Annotated in this window: 20 protein-coding genes and 1 tRNA gene; all 21 read right to left on the reverse strand. The window is 47.0% G+C overall.

The genetic code is table 11. From position 1 onward, the window contains the following. Positions 1-743 (reverse strand): NADH-quinone oxidoreductase subunit N (locus Q0241_RS04630; protein WP_299373850.1); only part of this gene is annotated, 743 nt, incomplete at its 3' end. Between the two features lie 13 nt (positions 744-756). After that, positions 757-2,283 carry an NADH-quinone oxidoreductase subunit M gene (locus Q0241_RS04635; protein ID WP_299373853.1) on the reverse strand — a complete coding sequence of 509 codons (1,527 nt, stop codon included), beginning with the start codon at positions 2,281-2,283 and terminating at the stop codon, positions 757-759. A gap of 5 nt (positions 2,284-2,288) precedes the next feature. Beyond that, positions 2,289-4,220: an NADH-quinone oxidoreductase subunit L gene (nuoL, locus tag Q0241_RS04640; protein WP_299373856.1), complete on the reverse strand. Its 1,932-nt coding sequence runs from the start codon at positions 4,218-4,220 to the stop codon at positions 2,289-2,291. A gap of 7 nt (positions 4,221-4,227) precedes the next feature. Continuing rightward, on the reverse strand, positions 4,228-4,539 hold the full coding sequence (gene nuoK / locus Q0241_RS04645) for an NADH-quinone oxidoreductase subunit NuoK (RefSeq protein WP_046505092.1): 312 nt from the start codon (positions 4,537-4,539) through the stop codon (positions 4,228-4,230). Positions 4,540-4,541: 2 nt separating this feature from the next. Further along, a complete protein-coding gene (locus Q0241_RS04650; RefSeq protein ID WP_299373865.1) occupies positions 4,542-5,156 on the reverse strand; it encodes an NADH-quinone oxidoreductase subunit J in 615 nt (204 codons plus the stop codon). A gap of 73 nt (positions 5,157-5,229) precedes the next feature. Then, positions 5,230-5,718, reverse strand: a complete 489-nt coding sequence (gene nuoI, locus Q0241_RS04655) for an NADH-quinone oxidoreductase subunit NuoI (RefSeq protein ID WP_299373868.1) — start codon at positions 5,716-5,718, stop codon at positions 5,230-5,232. Between the two features lie 56 nt (positions 5,719-5,774). Beyond that, on the reverse strand, positions 5,775-6,806 hold the full coding sequence (gene nuoH / locus Q0241_RS04660; RefSeq protein WP_299373871.1) for an NADH-quinone oxidoreductase subunit NuoH: 1,032 nt from the start codon (positions 6,804-6,806) through the stop codon (positions 5,775-5,777). Continuing rightward, positions 6,799-8,865, reverse strand: a complete 2,067-nt coding sequence (gene nuoG / locus Q0241_RS04665) for an NADH-quinone oxidoreductase subunit NuoG (protein ID WP_299373874.1) — start codon at positions 8,863-8,865, stop codon at positions 6,799-6,801. The genes nuoH and nuoG overlap by 8 nt, the downstream gene beginning before the upstream one ends. A 9-nt stretch (positions 8,866-8,874) precedes the next feature. Continuing rightward, positions 8,875-10,167: an NADH-quinone oxidoreductase subunit NuoF gene (gene nuoF / locus Q0241_RS04670; protein ID WP_299373984.1), complete on the reverse strand. Its 1,293-nt coding sequence runs from the start codon at positions 10,165-10,167 to the stop codon at positions 8,875-8,877. After that, positions 10,167-10,772, reverse strand: coding sequence for an NADH-quinone oxidoreductase subunit NuoE (gene nuoE, locus Q0241_RS04675; protein ID WP_047763578.1), 606 nt, complete (start codon positions 10,770-10,772; stop codon positions 10,167-10,169). Before nuoE ends, nuoF begins: the two co-directional genes overlap by 1 nt. After that, the gene (locus tag Q0241_RS04680; RefSeq protein WP_299373880.1) at positions 10,769-11,947 is read right to left on the reverse strand and encodes an NADH-quinone oxidoreductase subunit D; all 1,179 of its coding nucleotides are present in this window, start codon (positions 11,945-11,947) and stop codon (positions 10,769-10,771) included. The genes nuoE and Q0241_RS04680 overlap by 4 nt, the downstream gene beginning before the upstream one ends. Next, on the reverse strand, positions 11,947-12,567 hold the full coding sequence (locus Q0241_RS04685) for an NADH-quinone oxidoreductase subunit C (protein ID WP_299373884.1): 621 nt from the start codon (positions 12,565-12,567) through the stop codon (positions 11,947-11,949). Before Q0241_RS04685 ends, Q0241_RS04680 begins: the two co-directional genes overlap by 1 nt. A gap of 35 nt (positions 12,568-12,602) precedes the next feature. Further along, complete coding sequence (locus tag Q0241_RS04690) at positions 12,603-13,157, reverse strand: NADH-quinone oxidoreductase subunit B family protein (RefSeq protein WP_046505071.1); 555 nt, start codon at positions 13,155-13,157, stop codon at positions 12,603-12,605. Then, positions 13,148-13,519: an NADH-quinone oxidoreductase subunit A gene (locus tag Q0241_RS04695; protein ID WP_299373890.1), complete on the reverse strand. Its 372-nt coding sequence runs from the start codon at positions 13,517-13,519 to the stop codon at positions 13,148-13,150. Before Q0241_RS04695 ends, Q0241_RS04690 begins: the two co-directional genes overlap by 10 nt. Before the next feature lie 271 nt (positions 13,520-13,790). Next, positions 13,791-13,867, reverse strand: a tRNA-Asp gene (locus Q0241_RS04700). Positions 13,868-14,286: 419 nt separating this feature from the next. Continuing rightward, complete coding sequence (gene nqrF / locus Q0241_RS04705) at positions 14,287-15,510, reverse strand: NADH:ubiquinone reductase (Na(+)-transporting) subunit F (RefSeq protein WP_299373893.1); 1,224 nt, start codon at positions 15,508-15,510, stop codon at positions 14,287-14,289. A gap of 13 nt (positions 15,511-15,523) precedes the next feature. After that, entirely contained in the window at positions 15,524-16,132 is a 609-nt protein-coding gene (gene nqrE / locus Q0241_RS04710) for an NADH:ubiquinone reductase (Na(+)-transporting) subunit E (RefSeq protein ID WP_299373896.1), read from the reverse strand. Next, on the reverse strand, positions 16,132-16,785 hold the full coding sequence (locus Q0241_RS04715; RefSeq protein ID WP_299373899.1) for an NADH:ubiquinone reductase (Na(+)-transporting) subunit D: 654 nt from the start codon (positions 16,783-16,785) through the stop codon (positions 16,132-16,134). Before Q0241_RS04715 ends, nqrE begins: the two co-directional genes overlap by 1 nt. Then, complete coding sequence (locus tag Q0241_RS04720) at positions 16,785-17,591, reverse strand: Na(+)-translocating NADH-quinone reductase subunit C (RefSeq protein WP_299373902.1); 807 nt, start codon at positions 17,589-17,591, stop codon at positions 16,785-16,787. The genes Q0241_RS04715 and Q0241_RS04720 overlap by 1 nt, the downstream gene beginning before the upstream one ends. Further along, positions 17,584-18,783 (reverse strand): NADH:ubiquinone reductase (Na(+)-transporting) subunit B, encoded by a 1,200-nt coding sequence (locus Q0241_RS04725; RefSeq protein ID WP_299373904.1) that lies wholly within the window; start codon positions 18,781-18,783, stop codon positions 17,584-17,586. Before Q0241_RS04725 ends, Q0241_RS04720 begins: the two co-directional genes overlap by 8 nt. A 4-nt stretch (positions 18,784-18,787) precedes the next feature. Then, complete coding sequence (locus Q0241_RS04730; RefSeq protein WP_299373906.1) at positions 18,788-20,131, reverse strand: Na(+)-translocating NADH-quinone reductase subunit A; 1,344 nt, start codon at positions 20,129-20,131, stop codon at positions 18,788-18,790. Positions 20,132-20,220 lie beyond the last annotated feature (89 nt).

The following is a 20,220-nucleotide window of genomic DNA, read 5'->3' on the forward strand; positions in this document are numbered from 1 at the left end:
GACGCAAAAAAGGCTGTCACAGGTGTTGGTGCACCTTCGTACACATCCGGTGTCCACATATGGAATGGTACTGCAGAAATTTTGAACGCGATAGCAGCACAAACAAAAACCAGCCCGACAACAAGACCAACTTGTGGAGACTGATCACCAGCAGCAAGGCCAGAAATAACAGTTCCCAGCGTGTCAAAGTCTGTGGTTCCAGTAAATCCATAGATCATGGAACAACCGTATAACAACATCCCCGAAGACAAGGCACCGAGCACAAAGTACTTCAAGCCAGCTTCTGAAGAACGCAGGTTCTCACGGCGAATGGCTGCAATGACATAAAGTGCCAAGCTTTGAAGTTCCAGACCGACATATAGTGACATCAAGTCATTTGACGAGATCATCATCATCATGCCGAGCGTCGCCAAGACCATCAGCACAGGAATTTCAAACCTTGCCATGCCTTCACGTTCAACGAAGCGCTGGGTCATCAAAATACCAAAGCCAGATGCCGTCAAAGCAACAAGCTTCATATAGTTCGCATAGGCATCAACAACAAAGAGGCCACCGAATGCTAAACCTTGTTTTTGACCGCCAAAGAAGATCAGGCCGAAAGCGACAGCAATGACAGCAACCGACAAAGCCGAAACAAAACCAGCTGTTTTATTGCCCGCATAAGCTCCGTAAAGCAGCAGCACCGTTGCAGAACATGCCAGGAAAATCTCGGGCAATGCCATTGATAGATCTGTTGTGATCATCTTGATAGCCCCTCTATTGACCAAAGACCTGCGCAAACATCGGCGCGGCGTTCGAGGCTGCGATTGCAGTCTCATAGTTAGTGACAAGATTACTTACGGATGCAGACATGATATCCAGGAAGCTCGGTGGATAAATCCCCATCCACAGTGTAAGAATGATCAAAGGTGCAAAGACAGCTTTTTCTCTCCAGTTGAGATCCAGAAGTGCCTTCACATCATCTTTTTCCAGTTTCCCGAAGATTACCTTGCGATAAAGGTAAAGCATGTAGGCTGCGCCCAAGACCATACCTGTTGCAGCAAGTGCAGCAACCCATGTGTTTGCTTTAAACGCCCCGACCAAAACAAGGAATTCGCCAACAAAACCACCTGTTCCTGGCAAGCCGACTGACGCAAGCATAAAGACCATGAACATCAGGGCATAGACAGGCATCCTGTCCACAACGCCACCATACGCCGCAATCATACGTGTATGCATACGGTCATAAATAACGCCAACACAAAGGAAGAGTGCCGCAGAAACAACACCATGTGACAGCATCTGATAAATTGCGCCTTCGATACCTTGTTGGTTCGCGGCAAAGATACCGATTGTCACATAGCCCATATGTGCAACAGAAGAATAAGCAATCAGCTTTTTCATATCTTCCTGCGCCAAAGCAACAAGTGATGTATAGATCACCGCGACAATAGAAAGCGTATAAACCAAAGGTGTGAAGTATACAGAGGCTTCAGGCATCATTGGTAGCGAGAAACGCAGGAAGCCATAAGCCCCCATTTTCAACAGAACCCCGGCAAGAATAACAGATCCAGCTGTTGGGGCTTCCACGTGTGCGTCTGGCAACCACGTATGAACGGGCCACATCGGCACTTTAACCGCAAAGGAAGCAAAGAAGGCTATCCAAAGCCACTTCTGCATTTCCGACGGGAAAGTGGTTGTCATCAACGTCGTGATATCCGTTGTTCCTGCGAATGAATACATTGCCAAAATGGCAACCAGCATCAATACAGATCCTGCAAGTGTATAAAGGAACAGTTTGAAAGCCGCATAAACACGACGCGCACCGCCCCAAACACCGATGATCAGGAACATCGGGATCAACACACCTTCGAAGAAGATATAGAAGACAACAATATCAAGCGCACAGAACATGCCGACCATCATGGTTTCAAGAATAAGGAAAGAAACCATGTATTCCTTCACACGCTTGTTCACAGCACCCCATGAAGAGATAATGCAAATTGGCGTCAGAAGTGTTGAAAGCAGAACAAAGAGAACAGAGATACCATCGACGCCCATACGATAAGACAGGCCAAGCGAAGGCATCCATTCAACTTCTTCCACAAACTGGAACTCGGCAGTTCCGCGTTCAAACCCAGTCCAGAGAAGAAGAGAAACCGCAAACGTCACCCCGGATACCCAAAGGGCAACCCAGCGTGAGTTTTTAGCAACGGCCTCTTCATTATCCCCCCGGATAAGAAGAATGATAAGCGCACCCAACAAAGGGGCAAAGGTCACAATTGAGAGAATATGATCTTGCATAGCCCTTAACCTGCGTTGGAAACGATATACCAAGTAATCAGGGCAACGACCCCGATTAACATGGCAAATGCGTAATGATAGACATATCCGCTTTGCAGACGGCTCGCTTTACCCGCAAGAATGCGTGTAAGAGAACTCACCCCATCTGGTCCGTAAGCATCAATTACAGCACCATCCCCGGATTTCCAGAGGAAGCGGCCAATCTTGACGGCAGGACGTACAAAGAGAAAGTCATAGAGTTCATCAAACATCCATTTTCTGTAAACAAAAGTATGGACTGGTTTGATGATTGACACGAAAGTCGCCGGAAGGCTTGGCACGAACATATAGAAGACATATGCCAGAACAATCCCGCTGATCGCTGCAATTAATGGTACAAGCTTCACCCATGTCGGAACATGGTGTGCCGCTTCAACCGTGTCATTTGCAGCTAGAACCAGAAGTGAATCACCCCAAAATTCTGTTTTAAGATCACCAACGAAGTAGTTGTATCCCAACCACCCAGCAAAGAGAGCACCAACACCCAGAACAAGTAATGGGATCATCATCACCATTGGTGATTCGTGAACGCCCTTCATTGTGTGTTCATCCGCACGCGGATTACCATGGAAGGTCATGATCAGCAGACGCCAGGAATAAAATGCTGTCATAAAGGCAGCAGCTGTCCCCGCCCAGAAGGCAAACATACCCTGTGTGGAATGATCAGCATAAGCAGCTTCAAGGATAAGATCTTTCGAGAAATATCCAGAAAGCGGTGGAATACCAGCCAAGGCAATTGATCCGATCCACATAAGAAGATAAGTCGCTGGAATCATTTTCCAGATACCACCCATCTTACGCATATCCTGTTCGTGATGCATCGCATGGATCACAGAACCTGCACCTAAGAACAACAGCGCTTTAAAGAAAGCGTGTGTCATCAGGTGGAAAATAGCACCACCATAAGCAGATACACCGATAGCAAAGAACATATAGCCAAGCTGTGAACAGGTTGAATAGGCAATCACCCGCTTGATATCAAACTGAGTCAGACCAATTGTTGCCGCAAAGAAGGCCGTTGCGGCACCAACGTAAGTAACAACTTCCAACGCAGCAGGTGCATATTCAAACACAGGCGAGAAACGACAAAGCATGAAGATACCCGCGGTCACCATTGTCGCCGCATGAATAAGTGCAGAAACAGGCGTCGGGCCTTCCATCGCATCTGGCAGCCATGTGTGCAGACCAAGTTGAGCTGATTTGCCCATTGCACCAACAAAGAGCAGCAGACAAATAATTGTCAGGGCATGCCCTTCATAACCAAGGAATGTGAACTGAGCTGTCGATAGCCCCTCTGCCTGAGGGAAGATTTCAGCAAAGTTGACCGAACCAAAGAGAACAAAGACACCCATGATTCCAAGGGCGAAGCCAATATCAGCAACGCGGTTGACCAGAAACGCTTTCATTGCTGCCGAACAAGCCGACGCCTTTTCATACCAAAAACCAATCAGCAGGTATGACGCCAGCCCAACACCTTCCCAACCAAAGAACATCTGAACAAGATTGTCAGAAGTAACCAGCATTAACATGAAGAAGGTGAAAAGTGACAGATACGAGAAGAAACGCGTAATTGACTTGTCTTCGGACATGTAACCGATTGAATAAAGATGCACCATTGAAGAGACAACAGTTACAACAATCAGCATTACGGCTGTCAGCGTATCAATTTTCAACGCCCAAGATAATTGAAAATCACCCGAATTAATCCAGGTAAACAAATGTGTTGTCCGCGCGTTTCCATCAATGGCGACATCAAAGAAAACAACGAATGATAAAACAGCTGATACAAGTAGTAACCCAGTGGTTAGTACTTGGGCTCCGCGATCGCCGATCCACTTGCCAAACAGGCCAGCAATAAATGAACCTAACAGAGGGAGAAAGACTATAAAGTTTTCCATCGTCGGATTAGCCTTTCATCATGTTGATATCTTCAACCGCGATTGACCCGCGATTACGGAAGTAGATAACCAGGATCGCCAGACCGATCGCCGCCTCAGCAGCAGCAACAGTTAAAATAAAGACGGCGAAGACCTGACCAACCAGATCACCCATATGGGTAGAGAAAGCCACAAAATTGATGTTCACGGCCAAGAGCATAAGCTCAATAGACATCATAATAACAATGACGTTCTTTCTATTAAGAAAGATACCAAAGATGCCTAGGGTAAACAGAACAGCCGCGACAACCAGGTAATGGGCTAGACCAATTTCTAACATGGTTAGATTCCACTCCCGCTGGATACTTTTTTGATTTCAACGGACTCTTCACGACTACGGTTGATTTGATCAGAAATAACCTGTTTACGAACACCGTCACGCTGACGGAGCGTCAGAACAATTGCTCCGACCATCGCAACCAATAAGATCAAACCACAAGCTTGGAAGAGGTATGCGTATTTAGTGTAAAGCACCTGCCCCAAAGCCCGCGTGTTATGAACAGTGTCCATATCGGGAATTGGCACAGCCGCCGTAGCCACAACATCAGGTGCTGTGAATGATGAAGACAAGATCACGACAAGTTCCAAAAAGAGAACCAGACCGATAGAACCGCCAATCAGCAAATATTGCTTAAAGCCCTGTCGTGCGCGCTCGATATTGATATCAAGCATCATAACAACAAAGAGGAAGAGAACTGCCACAGCCCCGACATAGACGACCACGAGGATCATCGCGAGGAATTCAGCCCCCATCAGCACAAAAAGACCAGCCGCATTAAAGAAGCAGAGGATAAGGAACAGAACCGAATGAACCGGGTTCTTGGAAGAAATCACCATAACTGCCGAAGCAATGGCAACTGCTGCAAATAGATAGAAGACGAGCGCCTGAACGATCATTTGGCTACCCTTTCTTTATAGGCCTGGTGTTGGCATATGATTTTTTTCATAAACACTTTTTTATCCCAAGCTTTTAGCGGTAAGGAGTATCCAACGCGATGTTCTGCGCAATTTCGGTTTCCCAACGGTCGCCATTCGCAAGCAGCTTGTCTTTATCATAGAAAAGCTCTTCACGTGTCTCAGTCGCAAACTCAAAATTTGGTCCCTCGACAATTGCGTCCACCGGGCAAGCCTCTTGGCAAAATCCGCAATAGATACACTTCGTCATATCAATGTCATAGCGTGTTGTACGGCGACTGCCGTCATCACGCGGCTCAGCTTCGATTGTAATCGCCTGTGCCGGGCAAATAGCTTCACACAGTTTACAGGCGATACAACGCTCTTCCCCATTCGGGTAGCGGCGCAAAGCATGCTCTCCACGAAAACGGGGGCTAATTGGCCCTTTTTCGTATGGGTAGTTAAGGGTGACCTTTGGCTTAAAGAAGTACTTAAGCGTCAAGGCCATTCCGGAAAGCAGTTCGGTCAAAAGAAGACTGCGGACTGGGTTTTTCATAAAAGCCATCGTCCTCTATCTCTCCATATTTCTTTTTATTATTTTCTTTTCCATCACCAGATCTCCTATTGAGCCACTGGTAACAGGTCAAAACCAACCAGTACCCCAGCCGTCAGGAATACCCATAACAGGGAAAACGGCAGGAAGACTTTCCATCCCAAACGCATCAGTTGGTCATAACGGAAGCGCGGGAATGTGGCACGAACCCATAGGAAACAGAAAAGAACCATTGCAATCTTCAATGAGAACCAAACAGGCCCAGGTATCCAGTTCAACGGCGCAATATCCAAAGGCGGCAACCAACCACCAAGGAAAAGAATTGTAGCCATTGCACTCATCAGGATCATGTTTGCGTATTCCCCAAGGAAGAATAACGCAAAGCTCATGGAAGAATACTCAACCATGAAACCAGCCACGATTTCTGATTCACCTTCGGGTAAATCGAATGGTGAGCGGTTTGTTTCAGCGAGAATGGAAATGAAGAAGATCACAAACATAGGCAGCAACGGGAACGCATACCAGTTCAAAAGGCCATAATTCCCTTTTTGCGCCATCACGATATCTGACAGGTTCAATGATCCTACGCACAAAAGAACCGTAACAATCACCAAGCCCATGGAAACTTCGTAGGACACCATCTGCGCCGCTGAACGAAGGGCACCAATGAAAGGATACTTCGAGTTAGAAGCCCATCCCGCCATGATCACGCCATAAACACCCAATGATGAGATCGCGAAAAGGTAGAGAATACCAACGTTAATATCACTAACAACCAGACCTTCGCCAAAAGGAATAACGGCCCAAGCAACAAGACTAAGAATAAAGGTTAGCATTGGTGCCATAATGAAGATGATCTTGTTCGATCCCGAAGGAAGAATGGTTTCCTTCATCATCAACTTGACCGCATCCGCAAAAGGCTGCAATGCACCAAAAGGCCCAACAACGTTTGGTCCTTTGCGAAGTTGCATCGCACCGATAACTTTACGTTCCGCCAGCGTAAGATAGGCCACCGCGATCAGCAAAGGACCGACAATTACCATAATTTGCGCAACGATCATGATCGTTGGCAGAGCGTATCCTTCCCAGAATTCAACCATTTGTTCCAGTAGCTCCCTGCTCTTTACCCAGTACAAATTGCTCTGTACAGGCAGACATCGTTTCAGATGAACGGCTGATCGGATCAGTCATATAGAAATTCTTGATGTTACTTGTGAAAGGATCAGAAGATAGCTTTTCCTTGCTCTTCGCAACATCGCCCAAGCCAGTTGTTGAGACCTGATCAATTGCAGCAAAGACAGGATTAACATCGATCATTCTTTGACGCAGTTGCCCAAGGTTATCATAAGGCAGTGCCTCACCAACCTGTTCTGACAATGCGCGAAGAATAGTCCAATCTTCTCTGGCTTCACCCGGAGGGAACGTCGCAAGACGTCCCAATTGAACGCGGCCTTCTGTATTTACATAGGTGCCGTTTTTCTCGGTATAGGCCGCACCCGGTAAAATCACATCCGCAGCCGAAGCGCCTGCATCCCCATGGTGCCCTTGATAGATCACAAAAGCATTCTTCAGCTTGGAAGTATCAATCTCGTCTGCACCTAACAGATAAACAGCTTTGATCGATCCCTTTTCAGCACCGTCAAGAATACCAGCAACATCGACACCATTTTTGCCCGGAACCAAGCCTAGATCCAGGCCAGCAACACGAGAAGCTGCCGTATGAAGAACATTGAAACCGTTCCAGTCATCCTGAACAAGACCGTATTTATCGGCAATCGCTTTTGCTTCAGCAAGAACTGCAGCACCATCATCCCGGGTCAACGCGCCCATACCAACAATAATCATTGGCTTCTTGGCGTCCTTCAGCACATCAGCAAAAGAGCTTTTACCAGATGTAACTTCTTTCAAAGTGTCCGGGCCTGCACCTAAGTACTCATATTCATAAGTCAGATCAGCGGCTTCACCGATCATACCTACTTTAAAGCCACCTTCCAGGAAGCGTTTGCGCAACCTTGCGTTAATAAGTGCGGCTTCCCAACGTGGATTTGTTCCGACAAGAAGAACAGCGTCGGCTTCTTCAATACCAGCGATAGAGCTGTTAAAGAGATAGGTTGAACGATCATCAACGCTCAACTTGGCACCGTCCTGACGACAGTCGATATTTTCAGATCCCAGATTAGCCATGAAGTCTTTCAGAGCCACCATGGATTCTGCGTCGTTCAGATCGCCAGAAATCGCCGCAATTTCATTCCCTTTAAGAGGAGATAGTTTCCCTTTGATTGCGGCAAAAGCTTCATCCCAAGATGCCGCTTTCAACTTGCCATCAACACGGACATAGGGGCGATCAATACGCTGACGGCTCAAACCATCTGTAATGTAACGGGTTTTATCAGTGATCCACTCTTCGTTCACATCTTCATGGATACGCGGAAGAACACGAAGAACTTCACGGCCGCGAACATCAATACGAATGTTAGACCCGACAGCGTCCATCACATCAATGGAGTTTACCTTTTTCAATTCCCAAGGACGGGCATTGAATGCATAAGGTTTGGACGTCAGCGCGCCGACAGGGCAAACATCAACCAAATTACCGGACAGTTCAGTATTAACAGCCTTTTCCAAAGTCGTGATCTCAACATGACCACCACGATTTAAAAGGCCAACTTCTTCAATACCAGCAACCTCAGTCGAAAAACGCACGCAACGTGTACATTGAATACAGCGGGTCATGATCGTCTTGATCAATGGCCCCATGTATTTTTCAGTAACCGCACGTTTGCTTTCTTTGTAACGTCCGTGATCAAGACCAAAGGCCATGGCCTGATCCTGAAGATCACACTCACCACCCTGATCGCAGATAGGGCAATCAAGCGGGTGATTGATCAAAAGGAATTCCATCACCCCTTTACGGGCTTTTTGAACAACCTCGGTATCTGTCTTGATCACCATGCCTTCGCCAACCGGCATTGCACAAGATGCAATCGGTTTCGGGGCACGTTCCATTTCGACCAGACACATCCGGCAATTACCGGCGACGGAAAGACGTTCGTGGTAACAGAAACGTGGAATTTCTGCCCCCGCAAGTTCGCATGCCTGAAGAACTGTCAGGCCGTCTGCGACTTCAATCTCTTTACCGTCAATCGTCAACTTTGGCATCAGTCTCTCCTACTCCGCTGCCTGGCGCGATTGCTTGTATTCGTTAATCCGGCGCTCTAATTCCGGACGGAAATTCCGGATCAAGCCCTGAATTGGCCAAGCTGCAGCATCACCAAGCGCACAAATTGTGTGACCTTCAACCTGCTTTGTAACATCCCAAAGCATATCGATTTCTTCAACATCAGCTTCGCCGCGAACCATGCGCTGCATAAGACGGAACATCCATCCCGTTCCTTCGCGGCATGGCGTACACTGGCCACAGCTTTCGTGTTGATAGAAATGTGAAAGTCGGCAGATAGCTTCGACAACATCGGTGGACTTGTCCATCACGATAACCGCCGCTGTTCCCAAACCGGAACCCGCTTCGCGTAATGCATCGAAATCCATGGTCATGGTATCACACACATGCTTTGGCAGCATCGGAACGGATGATCCACCCGGAATTACTGCAAGCAGATTATCCCAACCGCCACGAACACCACCCGCATGCTTTTCAATAAGCTCACGCAGAGGAATACTCATCGCTTCCTCTACGTTACACGGCTTGTTTACATGACCAGAGATAGAGAAAATCTTTGTCCCGGTGTTATTTTCGCGGCCAAACTGTTTCCACCAATCAGGTCCTCTGCGCAAGATGGTCGGCGACACCGCAACTGTTTCCACATTGGTCACAGTTGTTGGACATCCATACAGACCACAGGCCGCAGGGAATGGCGGCTTCAGACGAGGTTGACCTTTTTTACCTTCCAAACTCTCCAGAAGGGCGGTTTCCTCACCACAGATATAGGCACCAGCACCACGGTGAACGTGGACATCAAATGCCCAGCCAGAACCGCAAGCATCATCACCCAGTAATCCATCAGCTCTTGCCTGCTCGATGGCAGCTTCCAAGCGCGTGGATTCTAGATAATACTCACCACGAATATAGATGTAAGCCGTATGAGCGCCCATTGCGAAACCAGCAATCAGGCAACCTTCGATAAGCGTATGTGGATCATTGCGCATGATCTCACGGTCTTTACAGGACCCCGGCTCTGACTCATCGGCATTAACAACCAGATAACTTGGACGGCTTGGATCTTCTTTCGGCATGAATGACCATTTAATGCCAGCCGGGAAACCCGCACCGCCACGACCACGCAGGCCAGAGTCTTTCATACGATTGACGATCTCTTCACGACCGAGAGCAACCAGATCTTTAGTGTTTATCCAGATGCCGCGTTTCTTCGCGCCTTCAAGACCCCAATCGTCCTGTCCGTAAAGATTTTGGAAAATACGATCTTTATCACCTAAAAGTGGCATCATTCACCCCCTTTTAGGGTTGTACGCTCACCCTCTGGCGCAGATGTAAGACGGCCAATTTGTGATCCGATTGGCACATCTTTGCCTGCGCGAAGCTCTTCGACAATTTCCATCATGCGTTCAGGGGAAAGATCTTCGTAATACCAATCGTTGATCTGAACCATTGGCGCATTACAACACGCGCCCATACATTCAACTTCAACAACCGAGAAAAGACCATCTTCACTGACATCACCAACCTTACTAACGCCAATTTTATCCATTGCCGCTTTCAGAATGTTGTCTGATCCGTTTAACCAGCACGGTGTTGTCCGGCAAACCTGGATAAAGTACTTACCAACAGGTTTAAGGTTAAACATCGTGTAAAAGGTTGCAACCTCGTGTGCACGAATTGGCGCAATTTCGAGATATTCAGCAACATATTCAATTGCTTCGGGCGGTAGCCAGCCGTCGTTCTGTTTTTGCGCGATATAGAATAGACTAATGATCGCGCTGGCCTGACGGCCTTCAGGGTACTTGGCAACAATCTTTTCTGCTTCACGAAGGTTTTCTTCGGTAAACTTAAAGTCGCCTGTTTTGGCTTTTGGAAAACTACTGGTTTTCATCGGTCAACCTCGCCGAAGACGATATCCATTGAACCCAGAATAGCAACACTATCAGCCAACATGTGCCCTCGGCACATATAATCCATGGCAGCTAGGTGCGCAAATCCCGGTGCTTTGATTTTACAGCGGTACGGTTTGTTTGATCCGTCAGCGACAAGATAAACACCGAACTCCCCCTTAGGAGCTTCGACCGCAATGTAAGTTTCACCGGCAGGAACGTGGAAACCTTCTGTATAAAGTTTGAAGTGATGGATCAACGCTTCCATAGAGCGCTTCATGTCATCACGACGCGGAGGGGTAACTTTGTGATTTGGTGCAAGGACAGGCCCTTCGGGCATTTTCTCGATGCACTGCTTCATAATATGCAAGGACTGGCGCATCTCTTCGACACGAACAAGATATCTGTCGAAACAATCACCGTTCTTCCCAACTGGAATATCAAAATCCAGTTCGTCATAACAATCGTAAGGCTGTGATTTACGAAGATCCCATGCGATACCGGAACCACGGATCATGGGACCAGAAAGCCCCCAATCCATCGCTTCGTCAAAGTTCATGACACCGATATCAACGGTCCTTTGACGGAAAATTCTGTTTTCAGTCAGCAAACCTTCGAGATCGTCAATAAAGGACGGGAAATTCTCGCAAAATTCTGAAATATCAGACAGTAATCCGGCAGGAAGGTCCTGATGGACACCACCCGGACGGAAGTAAGCAGCGTGTAATCTGGCACCACAAGCACGCTCGTAGAATTCCATCAAGATTTCACGTTGTTCAAAGCCCCAAAGGATTGGTGTCATAGCACCAACATCAATCGCAAAGGTCGTGATATTCAAAAGATGATTTAGAATACGGCCAATTTCACAATAGAGAACACGGATATACTGACCACGCTTTGGTACTTCGATATCAAGCATCTTTTCAACAGCAAGAGCAAAAACATGTTCTTGGTTCATCGGCGCGACATAATCAAGGCGGTCAAAATAAGGAATTGCCTGTAAATAGGTCTTATATTCAATAAGCTTCTCTGTTCCGCGGTGTAGCAAACCAATATGCGGGTCTGCCCGCTCAATGATCTCGCCGTCCATTTCCATAACAAGACGAAGAACACCATGCGCAGCCGGATGCTGAGGACCAAAGTTCAGCGTAAGCGGCTTAATCGTTGCTTCAGCCATTAAGCAGCCCCCTCTTCATTTTCCTGTTCGGCCTTTTCATCCCCTGGCAGGTTCACAATACCTTCCCACGGGCTGGAGAAATCGAAGTTCCGGAATTCCTGTGTCAATTTCACAGGTTCATACACAACACGCTTTTGTGTCTCGTCATACCTGACTTCTACATAGCCTGTAAGCGGGAAGTCTTTGCGTAGCGGATGCCCTTCGAAACCGTAATCGGTCAGTATACGACGAAGATCCGGATGGTTGGCAAAGAAAATGCCGTACATATCCCATACTTCACGTTCGTACCAGATCGCAGAACTGAAAAGCCCTGTCACGGATTCAACTGGCGTTTCATCGCTTGTTGAAAACTTGATCTTGATACGCTGATTATGGGTAAGAGATAGAAGACAGTAAACGATTTCAAAACGCTCTTCTCTGGCCGGGTAATCGACCGCAGTCAATTCCACCAGCTGCCTGAATTGACAGTTTTGATTGTCTCTTAGGAACTTTATAACCTGAAGGAGGGTATCTGACTTTGCCCAGATGACAAGTTCGTCATTTATAAGCTCAGTTCCAGTTACCGCCTCTCCCAAGGTAGTGGCGATAAAATCGCCCAAGTCCAGTAAAGCCTGATTCATATGGTTCACCAGTATTTAGGAATGCCCGAGATAGGCTACCTGCGGAATTTCGCGGTTCGTTTGATTTTCTTTTGAAGCTGTAGAATGCCATAAATAAGCGCCTCAGCCGTCGGCGGGCACCCAGGAACATAAATATCTACAGGAACAACTCTGTCACAGCCACGAACGACAGAATAAGAATAGTGATAATAGCCGCCGCCATTTGCACAAGACCCCATTGAGATAACCCAACGAGGTTCAGGCATCTGATCATAAACCTTACGCAAGGCCGGCGCCATTTTGTTGGTAAGTGTACCAGCAACAATCATCACATCTGACTGACGAGGCGACGGGCGGAAAACCATGCCAAAACGGTCCATGTCATAACGGCTACACGCCGCGTGCATCATTTCCACCGCGCAACAAGCCAAACCAAAAGTCATCGGCCACAAAGACCCAGACTGTGCCCAACCTGTAAGCTGATCCATACGCGCCAACACAAAGCCACGTTCAGCGAGTTCTTCGCCAACGTTTTGCAGAACAAGATCTTGCTCCGGACCTGGCGGCAGCGGTGCCCCTTGCTTGAGAGCTGGATTAGAGATTACTCCCATTCCAATGCCCCTTTCTTCCATTCGTATGCAAAGCCAATCGTCAAAATGACCAAAAAGACCACCATCGACCAGAAACCAAAGAGACCGATATCACCCAGTGATACGGCCCAAGGGAACAGGAAGGCGACTTCAAGGTCGAAAATAATGAAGAGGATTGCCACTAGGTAGAAGCGCACATCAAAACGGCCACGCGCGTCATCAAACGCTTCGAAGCCACACTCATAAGTACTGATTTTCTCTGAATCAGGGTGCTGTTTAGCCATGATAACAGAAGCCAGCATCATTGCGATAGCCAGACCCACTGCAATTCCGAGAAAGATCAGAATTGGCAGGTATTCCGCCAACATCCCATCTAAGCCCATCTCTCCATACAATCTGCACGAGGGTTACCGCGCAAATCACCTTTCATGTCGAATATGACAAGAGGCCTTTATGGCCCTATTTTTTAAGTATGTATTAAATATCGCCCAAAGGCGACATAAGCAAACATAGAATCGCCACAATCCAGAAAAAATCGTATTATCCCAGTAGCGGAATCAAGTATTAACCGAAGAACTCATGAAAACACATTCCGTTCTACAGGATAAACATTTGCAATGTCTTAAGGGATATAAGGAGTATCATAAGAAATGATGGCGAGGATGACGAGACTTGAACTCGCGACCTCTGGCGTGACAGGCCAGCGCTCTAACCAACTGAGCTACACCCCCACATAACCATCCCTGCGGACGAGGGTTTATTTAGTGTAGTACCCACCCCCTGTCAAGCGACGGAATAGATTTTTGACAGTTTTTTTTTAGTTTTTTGAATAAAGCCTAAAATAAGAAGAAAATCCTTTAGCATCAATGATCTAACGAATCGATTTAAGAGCGGTAATAGTTGAAAAACTTGCCCTCTCTTCCCCACATAAAAATATAGAATCGCGTTCAATTTTGTAGAGACTCTAAGAGAAAGTCTTTTCATACAAATCTTGAGCTCATTTTTTATATAGGAAAAAGAAACTAATAAGAAAATTACATATAGATTAACGACATCGAGGCCCCATGAACGCTACGCCTATAAAAGATTAAAAAGACAACCACATAAAAAAATGGCCAGAGCATTACTCTGACCATTTTCAGTTTCGATGTTAGCCACCGAAATCGTCTAACATAATATCTTCTCGGTCGACTCCAAGCTCAAGGAGCATGTTAATTACCGAGGAATTCATGATCGGCGGACCGCACATATAATATTCACAATCTTCTGGTGCCGCATGGTTCTTAAGATACTCATCATAAAGCACGTTATGAATAAAGCCCGTGTAACCATCCCAATCATCTTCTGGCAAGGCATCAGATAGCGCCACATGCCAGGTAAAGTTTGGAAACTCGGCAGCCAACTGATCAAAGTCTTCTACAAAGAACATTTCCCGTTTTGACCGTGCACCGTACCAGAATGTGATCTTACGATCCTTATTCTTTAGACGCTTAAGCTGGTCAAAAATGTGACTGCGCATCGGTGCCATACCAGCACCGCCACCGATAAAGACCATTTCCTTATCAGTATCACGAGCAAAAAATTCACCGAACGGACCAGAGATCGTCACCTTGTCCCCAGGCTTCAGGTTGAAGATATAAGATGACATCTGTCCCGGAGGAATACCTTGTGTACCGGGTGGCGGCGATGCCACACGGACATTAAGCATAATCATTCCACGTTCTTCCGGGTAGTTCGCCATGGAATAAGCACGCTCAACAGGCTCGGCAACAGTCGATTCGAATTGCCAAAGATTGAACTTGTCCCAATCTTCCCGGTATTCTTCTTCAACGTCGAAATCTTTATATGTCAGTTTATGTGCCGGCGCTTCGATCTGAATGTATCCACCAGCGCGGAAATTCACATCCTCGCCTTCGGGCAAATCAAGAATCAATGACTTAATAAAGGTCGCCACGTTCTCGTTAGAACGAACCGTACATTCCCATTTCTTAACACCAAAGACTTCTTCAGGAACTTCGATTTCCATATCCTGCTTAACTGCAACTTGGCAGGATAGGCGATCCCCGCAAGAGGCCTCTCGTTTAGTGATGTGGCCTTCTTCGGTCGGCAGAATAGAGCCTCCGCCTGAGAAAATTTTCACCCGGCATTGCGCGCAGGTACCACCACCACCACAAGCAGAAGGCACAAAAAGCTTCTGTTCAGCCAATGTTTGCAACAACTTTCCACCAGCCGGAACCGAAATTGTTTTCTCACCGTTAATAGTGATATCAACGTTTCCGGTAGAAACCAGTTTAGAGCGTGCAGCAAGAATAATCGTGACAAGCGCCAGAACGATCAGTGTAAAAAGCAGGATGCCTAATCCAAATGTGATCAATTGAGCCTCCCCTTTACAATTTCACGCCACTAAAGGACATGAAGGCCATCGCCATAAGGCCGGCAGTGATGAAGGTAATACCTAGGCCCTGAAGACCGTCAGGTATATCCGAATACTTTAGTTTTTCGCGAACACCAGCCATCGCCGTGATTGCCAAAGCCCAACCAAAACCGGAAGAAATGCCGTAGGTCGTTGCCTCTGCAAAACTATAGTCGCGCTCGACCATAAAGAGCGAGCCACCAAGAATAGCGCAGTTCACTGTAATCAACGGCAAGAACACACCCAAAGCGTTGTAAAGCGGTGGGAAATATTTATCCAAAACCATTTCAAGTATCTGAACCAACGCCGCAATAACGCCGATGTAAGAAATCAGACCAAGAAAGGTCAGATCGACATTATCAAACCCGGCCCAAGAAAGAGCCCCCGGCGCCAGAAGGTAAGTCAGGATCAGATTATTTGCAGGCACCGTAATAGCCTGAACAACCATCACAGAAATACCGAGGCCGATAGCAGTCGCGATCTTTTTCGACACAGCAATAAAGGTGCACATGCCCAGGAAAAATGAAAGCGCCAGATTTTCAACGAAAACCGCCTTTACGGCTAAAGAGATCAGCTCTTCCATTAGTGTTCCTCAACCACTTGAATTTTATAATCACGCTCTTCAACTTGCTCTGGTTTCCAAGCACGGAACGCCCAGATAAGCAGACCAATGACAAAGAAAGCTGAAGGAGGCAGTAGCAAAAGACCGTTCGGTACATACCAACCACCGTTATTCACAGTCTCAAGTATCGTCACCCCAAAAAGCGAGCCAGAACCGAAAAGCTCACGGATCACACCAACAAGCATCAAAATCAATCCGTAACCCAAACCATTACCAATTCCATCAATGAAAGATGCAATCGGCGGATTTTTCATCGCAAAGGCTTCAGCACGCCCCATCACAATACAGTTGGTGATAATCAAACCGACAAAGACAGAAAGCGTTTTGGAAATCTCGAAAGCATAGGCCTTGAGAACCTGATCAACGACAATCACAAGTGACGCAATAATCACCATCTGTACAATAATCCGGATGGAACCAGGGATTTGATTTCGGATCATGGAAATGAACATCGATGCAAATGCTGTAACCGCTGTTACAGCAAGGGCCATAACAAAAGCCACCTGCAAAGAAGATGTTACCGCCAGCGCTGAACAGATACCAAGAACCTGTAGCGTAATCGGATTGTTATCGACCATCGGGTCGAGAATAAGTTCTTTAGGAGTCTGCGCCATTAGATCTCTCCCGCTTTAACTGATTCTAGGAAAGGAGCATATCCCGCCTTACCCATCCAGAAACGTACCAGATTATCTACGCCATTAGACGTCAGTGTTGCACCGGCCAAAGCGTCGACATGGAATTCCTGACCAGCAGGCGGTGCCGTTTTAGCAACTGTAATCTGTAGCACGTCATTCTCATCATAAAGCTTTTTACCACGCCATAGTGATTTCCAGCGCGGATTGTCAACTTCAGCACCAAGGCCCGGCGTTTCAGCATGACTGTAGAACTGTAATCCAAAAATATCGTTGGCGTTTTCTTCAACAGCAATGAACCCATAAAGCGTCGACCAAAGTCCATACCCATGTAGAGGTAAGATCACCTTATCGAGACTGCCATCTTCATTACGCAGGAGGTACACAGTCACAAACTTGGCTTGCCGACCAATCGACGCCGGATCATCTGTCAATTCAACAGACAATTCAGGGTCATCTGCAGCAGCACGGTCATCAAATGTGTTTACGTCGAATTGATCCGTAAATTCACCTGTTGCAAGCTCTAGCACATGTGGTTCGAAAACCTTGAAAGCCTCTGTCACATCTGTACCTGGACTATAAAGCCCGGCCACCTGCAGAATGTTGATTTGCTTGTCTTTAAGCTTGTTGATTTCCTGCACAGGTCTCAACGACACCGCAACAGCAGACACAATCATCGAAGCCACAAGACAAAGCGTTACAGCTACAACTACCGTTTTGCCCACTGAATCAGGGGGCGTGTCAAGAAAACGGCGTAACAATCCAGGTTTTTTATTTTCGTCAGGCATTACGCTTTGCCCTCCGCTTAATATTGGCTTGTACCACAAAATAATCGATCAGTGGCGCAAAGACGTTTCCGAATAAAATGGCAAGCATCATTCCCTCGGGGAAAGCCGGATTAATTACCCGGATCATGACCACCATAAAACCAATCAACGCGCCATAGATATAACGCCCAACGTTGGTGTGGCTGGCAGAAACAGGTTCCGTAACCATAAAGGCAAGACCAAAAGCAAAACCACCCGTTACAAGATGCCAATACCACGGCATTGCAAACATCGGGTTACTGTCAGACCCAACCCAATTGAGAAGCAAAGAAAAGCCGATCATACCGCCCAAACAACCAACGACAAGACGCCAATTGGCAATCTTGGTAATCAGCAAAAAGCTCAACCCAATTAAACAGGCCAATGTAGAGGTTTCGCCAATAGATCCTTGGATCGTACCAAGAAAGGCGCTTGTCCAATCAATCCCACGAGCAGCAAGTTCCGAGAATCCTTCAGAAGCGCTGACAGAAAGGGCCGTCGCGCCAGAGAAACCATCGACAGGTGTCCAAATAGTTTCGCCCGACATTTGTGCTGGATATGCAAAGTAAAGGAAAGCACGTCCGGTAAGCGCAGGGTTAAGAAAGTTCTTCCCAGTTCCGCCAAATACCTCTTTACCGATAACAACGCCAAAAGAAATACCTAGAGCAACCTGCCACAAAGGGGCACTTGGTGGTAAAATCAACGCATAAAGCATTGAAGTAACTAGAAAACCTTCGTTAACTTCGTGACCACGCACCGTCGCAAAGATGACTTCCCAAATACCGCCAACAACAAGTGTTACGATATAAATCGGAAGGAAATAAAGCAGACCATGTAAGAAATTGGCTATCGGATTATTAGGGTCAAAACCAACCCCTAATAAATCAAGAAGCCATACCCGCCAACCGGACGAATTATGAACTTCCATTGCCGTATTCGTCTGAAAACCGACATTATACAGCCCGATCAGAATACAAGGGATCGTCGCAATGACCACATAGGTCATGATCCGCTTCATATCCACATAAGATCTTGCATGCGGAGCGACTTTCGTCACCGTTTTTGGCGTGTAGAGAAAGCTCTCAACCATTTCATAGATGGGGAAGAACTTCTCGTATTTACCACCATTCGTGAAATGAGGCTCTATACGATCGAAAAAGTTGCGAATACCCACGAGATCAGCCCTCCTTTTCGATCTTGTTAAGGCAGTCGCGTAGCGCCGTGCCATATTCATACTTGGCTGGGCAAGCAAAGCCGACTACGCCAAGATCTTCTTCGTCCAATTCCAGTGCACCGAGTGCCTGTGCCTGATCGGTGTCCATCACCAAAAGCGCACGTAAGAGCTGAGTTGGTAAATAATCCTGCGGCATAAGCTCTTCAAAAGTACCAAGCGGCACCATAGCTCTACGACCACCGTTGAGGTTTGACGTCAAAGCATAAAGCTTCTTAGAGAAAGCAGATCCCAATACAGGTTGTACTGAATATTTCGACGGCATTGGGAGAATCCAACCCATCGTGATCTGTTTTTGGTCTTCTTCGATCAATGTAATCTGACGTGCGTAGCGGCCAAGGTATCCATCTTCGCCCTCGCCCATACGCCCACTAAGAATTGACCCTGAAATCATGCGAACAGGCACATCACCGGGAATATCTTGGGCAACCAGATCTGCCATCGATGCACCAGCAATCGTGCGAACCAAACGAGGATTAGCGCAAAGAGGACCAGACAATGCAACAACACGGCTTGCATCATAACACCCAGTTGAAATCAACTTGCCGATCGAAATGACATCCGAATAGCCTATTGTCCAAACAGCTTGATCACCTTTTGGTGGCTCAAGAAAATGTATATGTGTTCCAGCCAAGCCAGCAGGATGAGGCCCAGAAAAACTGGCAACAGTTACGTCTGAAAGGTCTGAACCTGGAATATCAACATCTGGAGCTTGGCAAAGATAGGTTTTACCCTCTGTAAGCAGCGTAATCGCTTCCAGTCCTTTGCGAAAATCCTTTGCTTCATCAGCGATGATCTCTGCAGGATCAGCCGAGAGCGGCTCTGAATCCATCGCCGTCACAAAAATGGCTGACGGTCTGCTGTCCGGTACAGGAACCTTCGAATAAGGTCTCGTGCGAAACGACGTCCAAAGTCCAGCAGCACAAAGACGCTCAACCAAACCTTCTGCAGTAGAGACATCACCCACGCTAGAAAAATCAATCGGTTCAGCAGCCGTCTCATCAATGTCAATTACGACACTGATCAAGACACGTCGTGCGCCTCGATTGATCGCTCTAATCCGACCAGAAACTGGTGATGTGATAAGAACTTCAGGTGTGTCTTTATGAGATAGAATAGGGGTTCCTGCCGCAACGACATCCCCTTCCTGAACCGAAAGGCGCGGTTTCAGGCCAATATAGTCCGCGCCTAATATAGCAACGGAGCCAACTGTAGCAGGATCTTTGATTCCAGGCTCGGGTGCCCCCAGCACAGGAACATCAAGACCTTTTCGTAACGAGAATTTCGGCACGTTTATGCAGTCCTGTAAAAATTTTTAGCTCTTATGCGACAATTATGCGGCCTCTTAAAGTACTTTTTTGGGCACAAAGACTTAATTTT

It is taken from the genome of uncultured Kiloniella sp. (genome assembly GCF_937128705.1).
GTDB lineage: Bacteria > Pseudomonadota > Alphaproteobacteria > Kiloniellales > Kiloniellaceae > Kiloniella.

Bases quoted from the DNA above. Each gene is read 5' to 3' on its own strand.
- Q0241_RS04635 (WP_299373853.1), bottom strand. From the start codon at position 2,283: ATGCAAGATCATATTCTCTCAATTGTGACCTTTGCCCCTTTGTTGGGT.
- nuoL (WP_299373856.1), bottom strand. From the start codon at position 4,220: ATGGAAAACTTTATAGTCTTTCTCCCTCTGTTAGGTTCATTTATTGCT.
- nuoK (WP_046505092.1), bottom strand. From the start codon at position 4,539: ATGTTAGAAATTGGTCTAGCCCATTACCTGGTTGTCGCGGCTGTTCTG.
- Q0241_RS04650 (WP_299373865.1), bottom strand. From the start codon at position 5,156: ATGATCGTTCAGGCGCTCGTCTTCTATCTATTTGCAGCAGTTGCCATT.
- nuoI (WP_299373868.1), bottom strand. From the start codon at position 5,718: ATGGCTTTTATGAAAAACCCAGTCCGCAGTCTTCTTTTGACCGAACTG.
- nuoH (WP_299373871.1), bottom strand. From the start codon at position 6,806: ATGGTTGAATTCTGGGAAGGATACGCTCTGCCAACGATCATGATCGTT.
- nuoG (WP_299373874.1), bottom strand. From the start codon at position 8,865: ATGCCAAAGTTGACGATTGACGGTAAAGAGATTGAAGTCGCAGACGGC.
- nuoF (WP_299373984.1), bottom strand. From the start codon at position 10,167: ATGCCACTTTTAGGTGATAAAGATCGTATTTTCCAAAATCTTTACGGA.
- nuoE (WP_047763578.1), bottom strand. From the start codon at position 10,772: ATGAAAACCAGTAGTTTTCCAAAAGCCAAAACAGGCGACTTTAAGTTT.
- Q0241_RS04680 (WP_299373880.1), bottom strand. From the start codon at position 11,947: ATGGCTGAAGCAACGATTAAGCCGCTTACGCTGAACTTTGGTCCTCAG.
- Q0241_RS04685 (WP_299373884.1), bottom strand. From the start codon at position 12,567: ATGAATCAGGCTTTACTGGACTTGGGCGATTTTATCGCCACTACCTTG.
- Q0241_RS04690 (WP_046505071.1), bottom strand. From the start codon at position 13,157: ATGGGAGTAATCTCTAATCCAGCTCTCAAGCAAGGGGCACCGCTGCCG.
- Q0241_RS04695 (WP_299373890.1), bottom strand. From the start codon at position 13,519: ATGGGCTTAGATGGGATGTTGGCGGAATACCTGCCAATTCTGATCTTT.
- nqrE (WP_299373896.1), bottom strand. From the start codon at position 16,132: ATGGAAGAGCTGATCTCTTTAGCCGTAAAGGCGGTTTTCGTTGAAAAT.
- Q0241_RS04715 (WP_299373899.1), bottom strand. From the start codon at position 16,785: ATGGCGCAGACTCCTAAAGAACTTATTCTCGACCCGATGGTCGATAAC.
- Q0241_RS04720 (WP_299373902.1), bottom strand. From the start codon at position 17,591: ATGCCTGACGAAAATAAAAAACCTGGATTGTTACGCCGTTTTCTTGAC.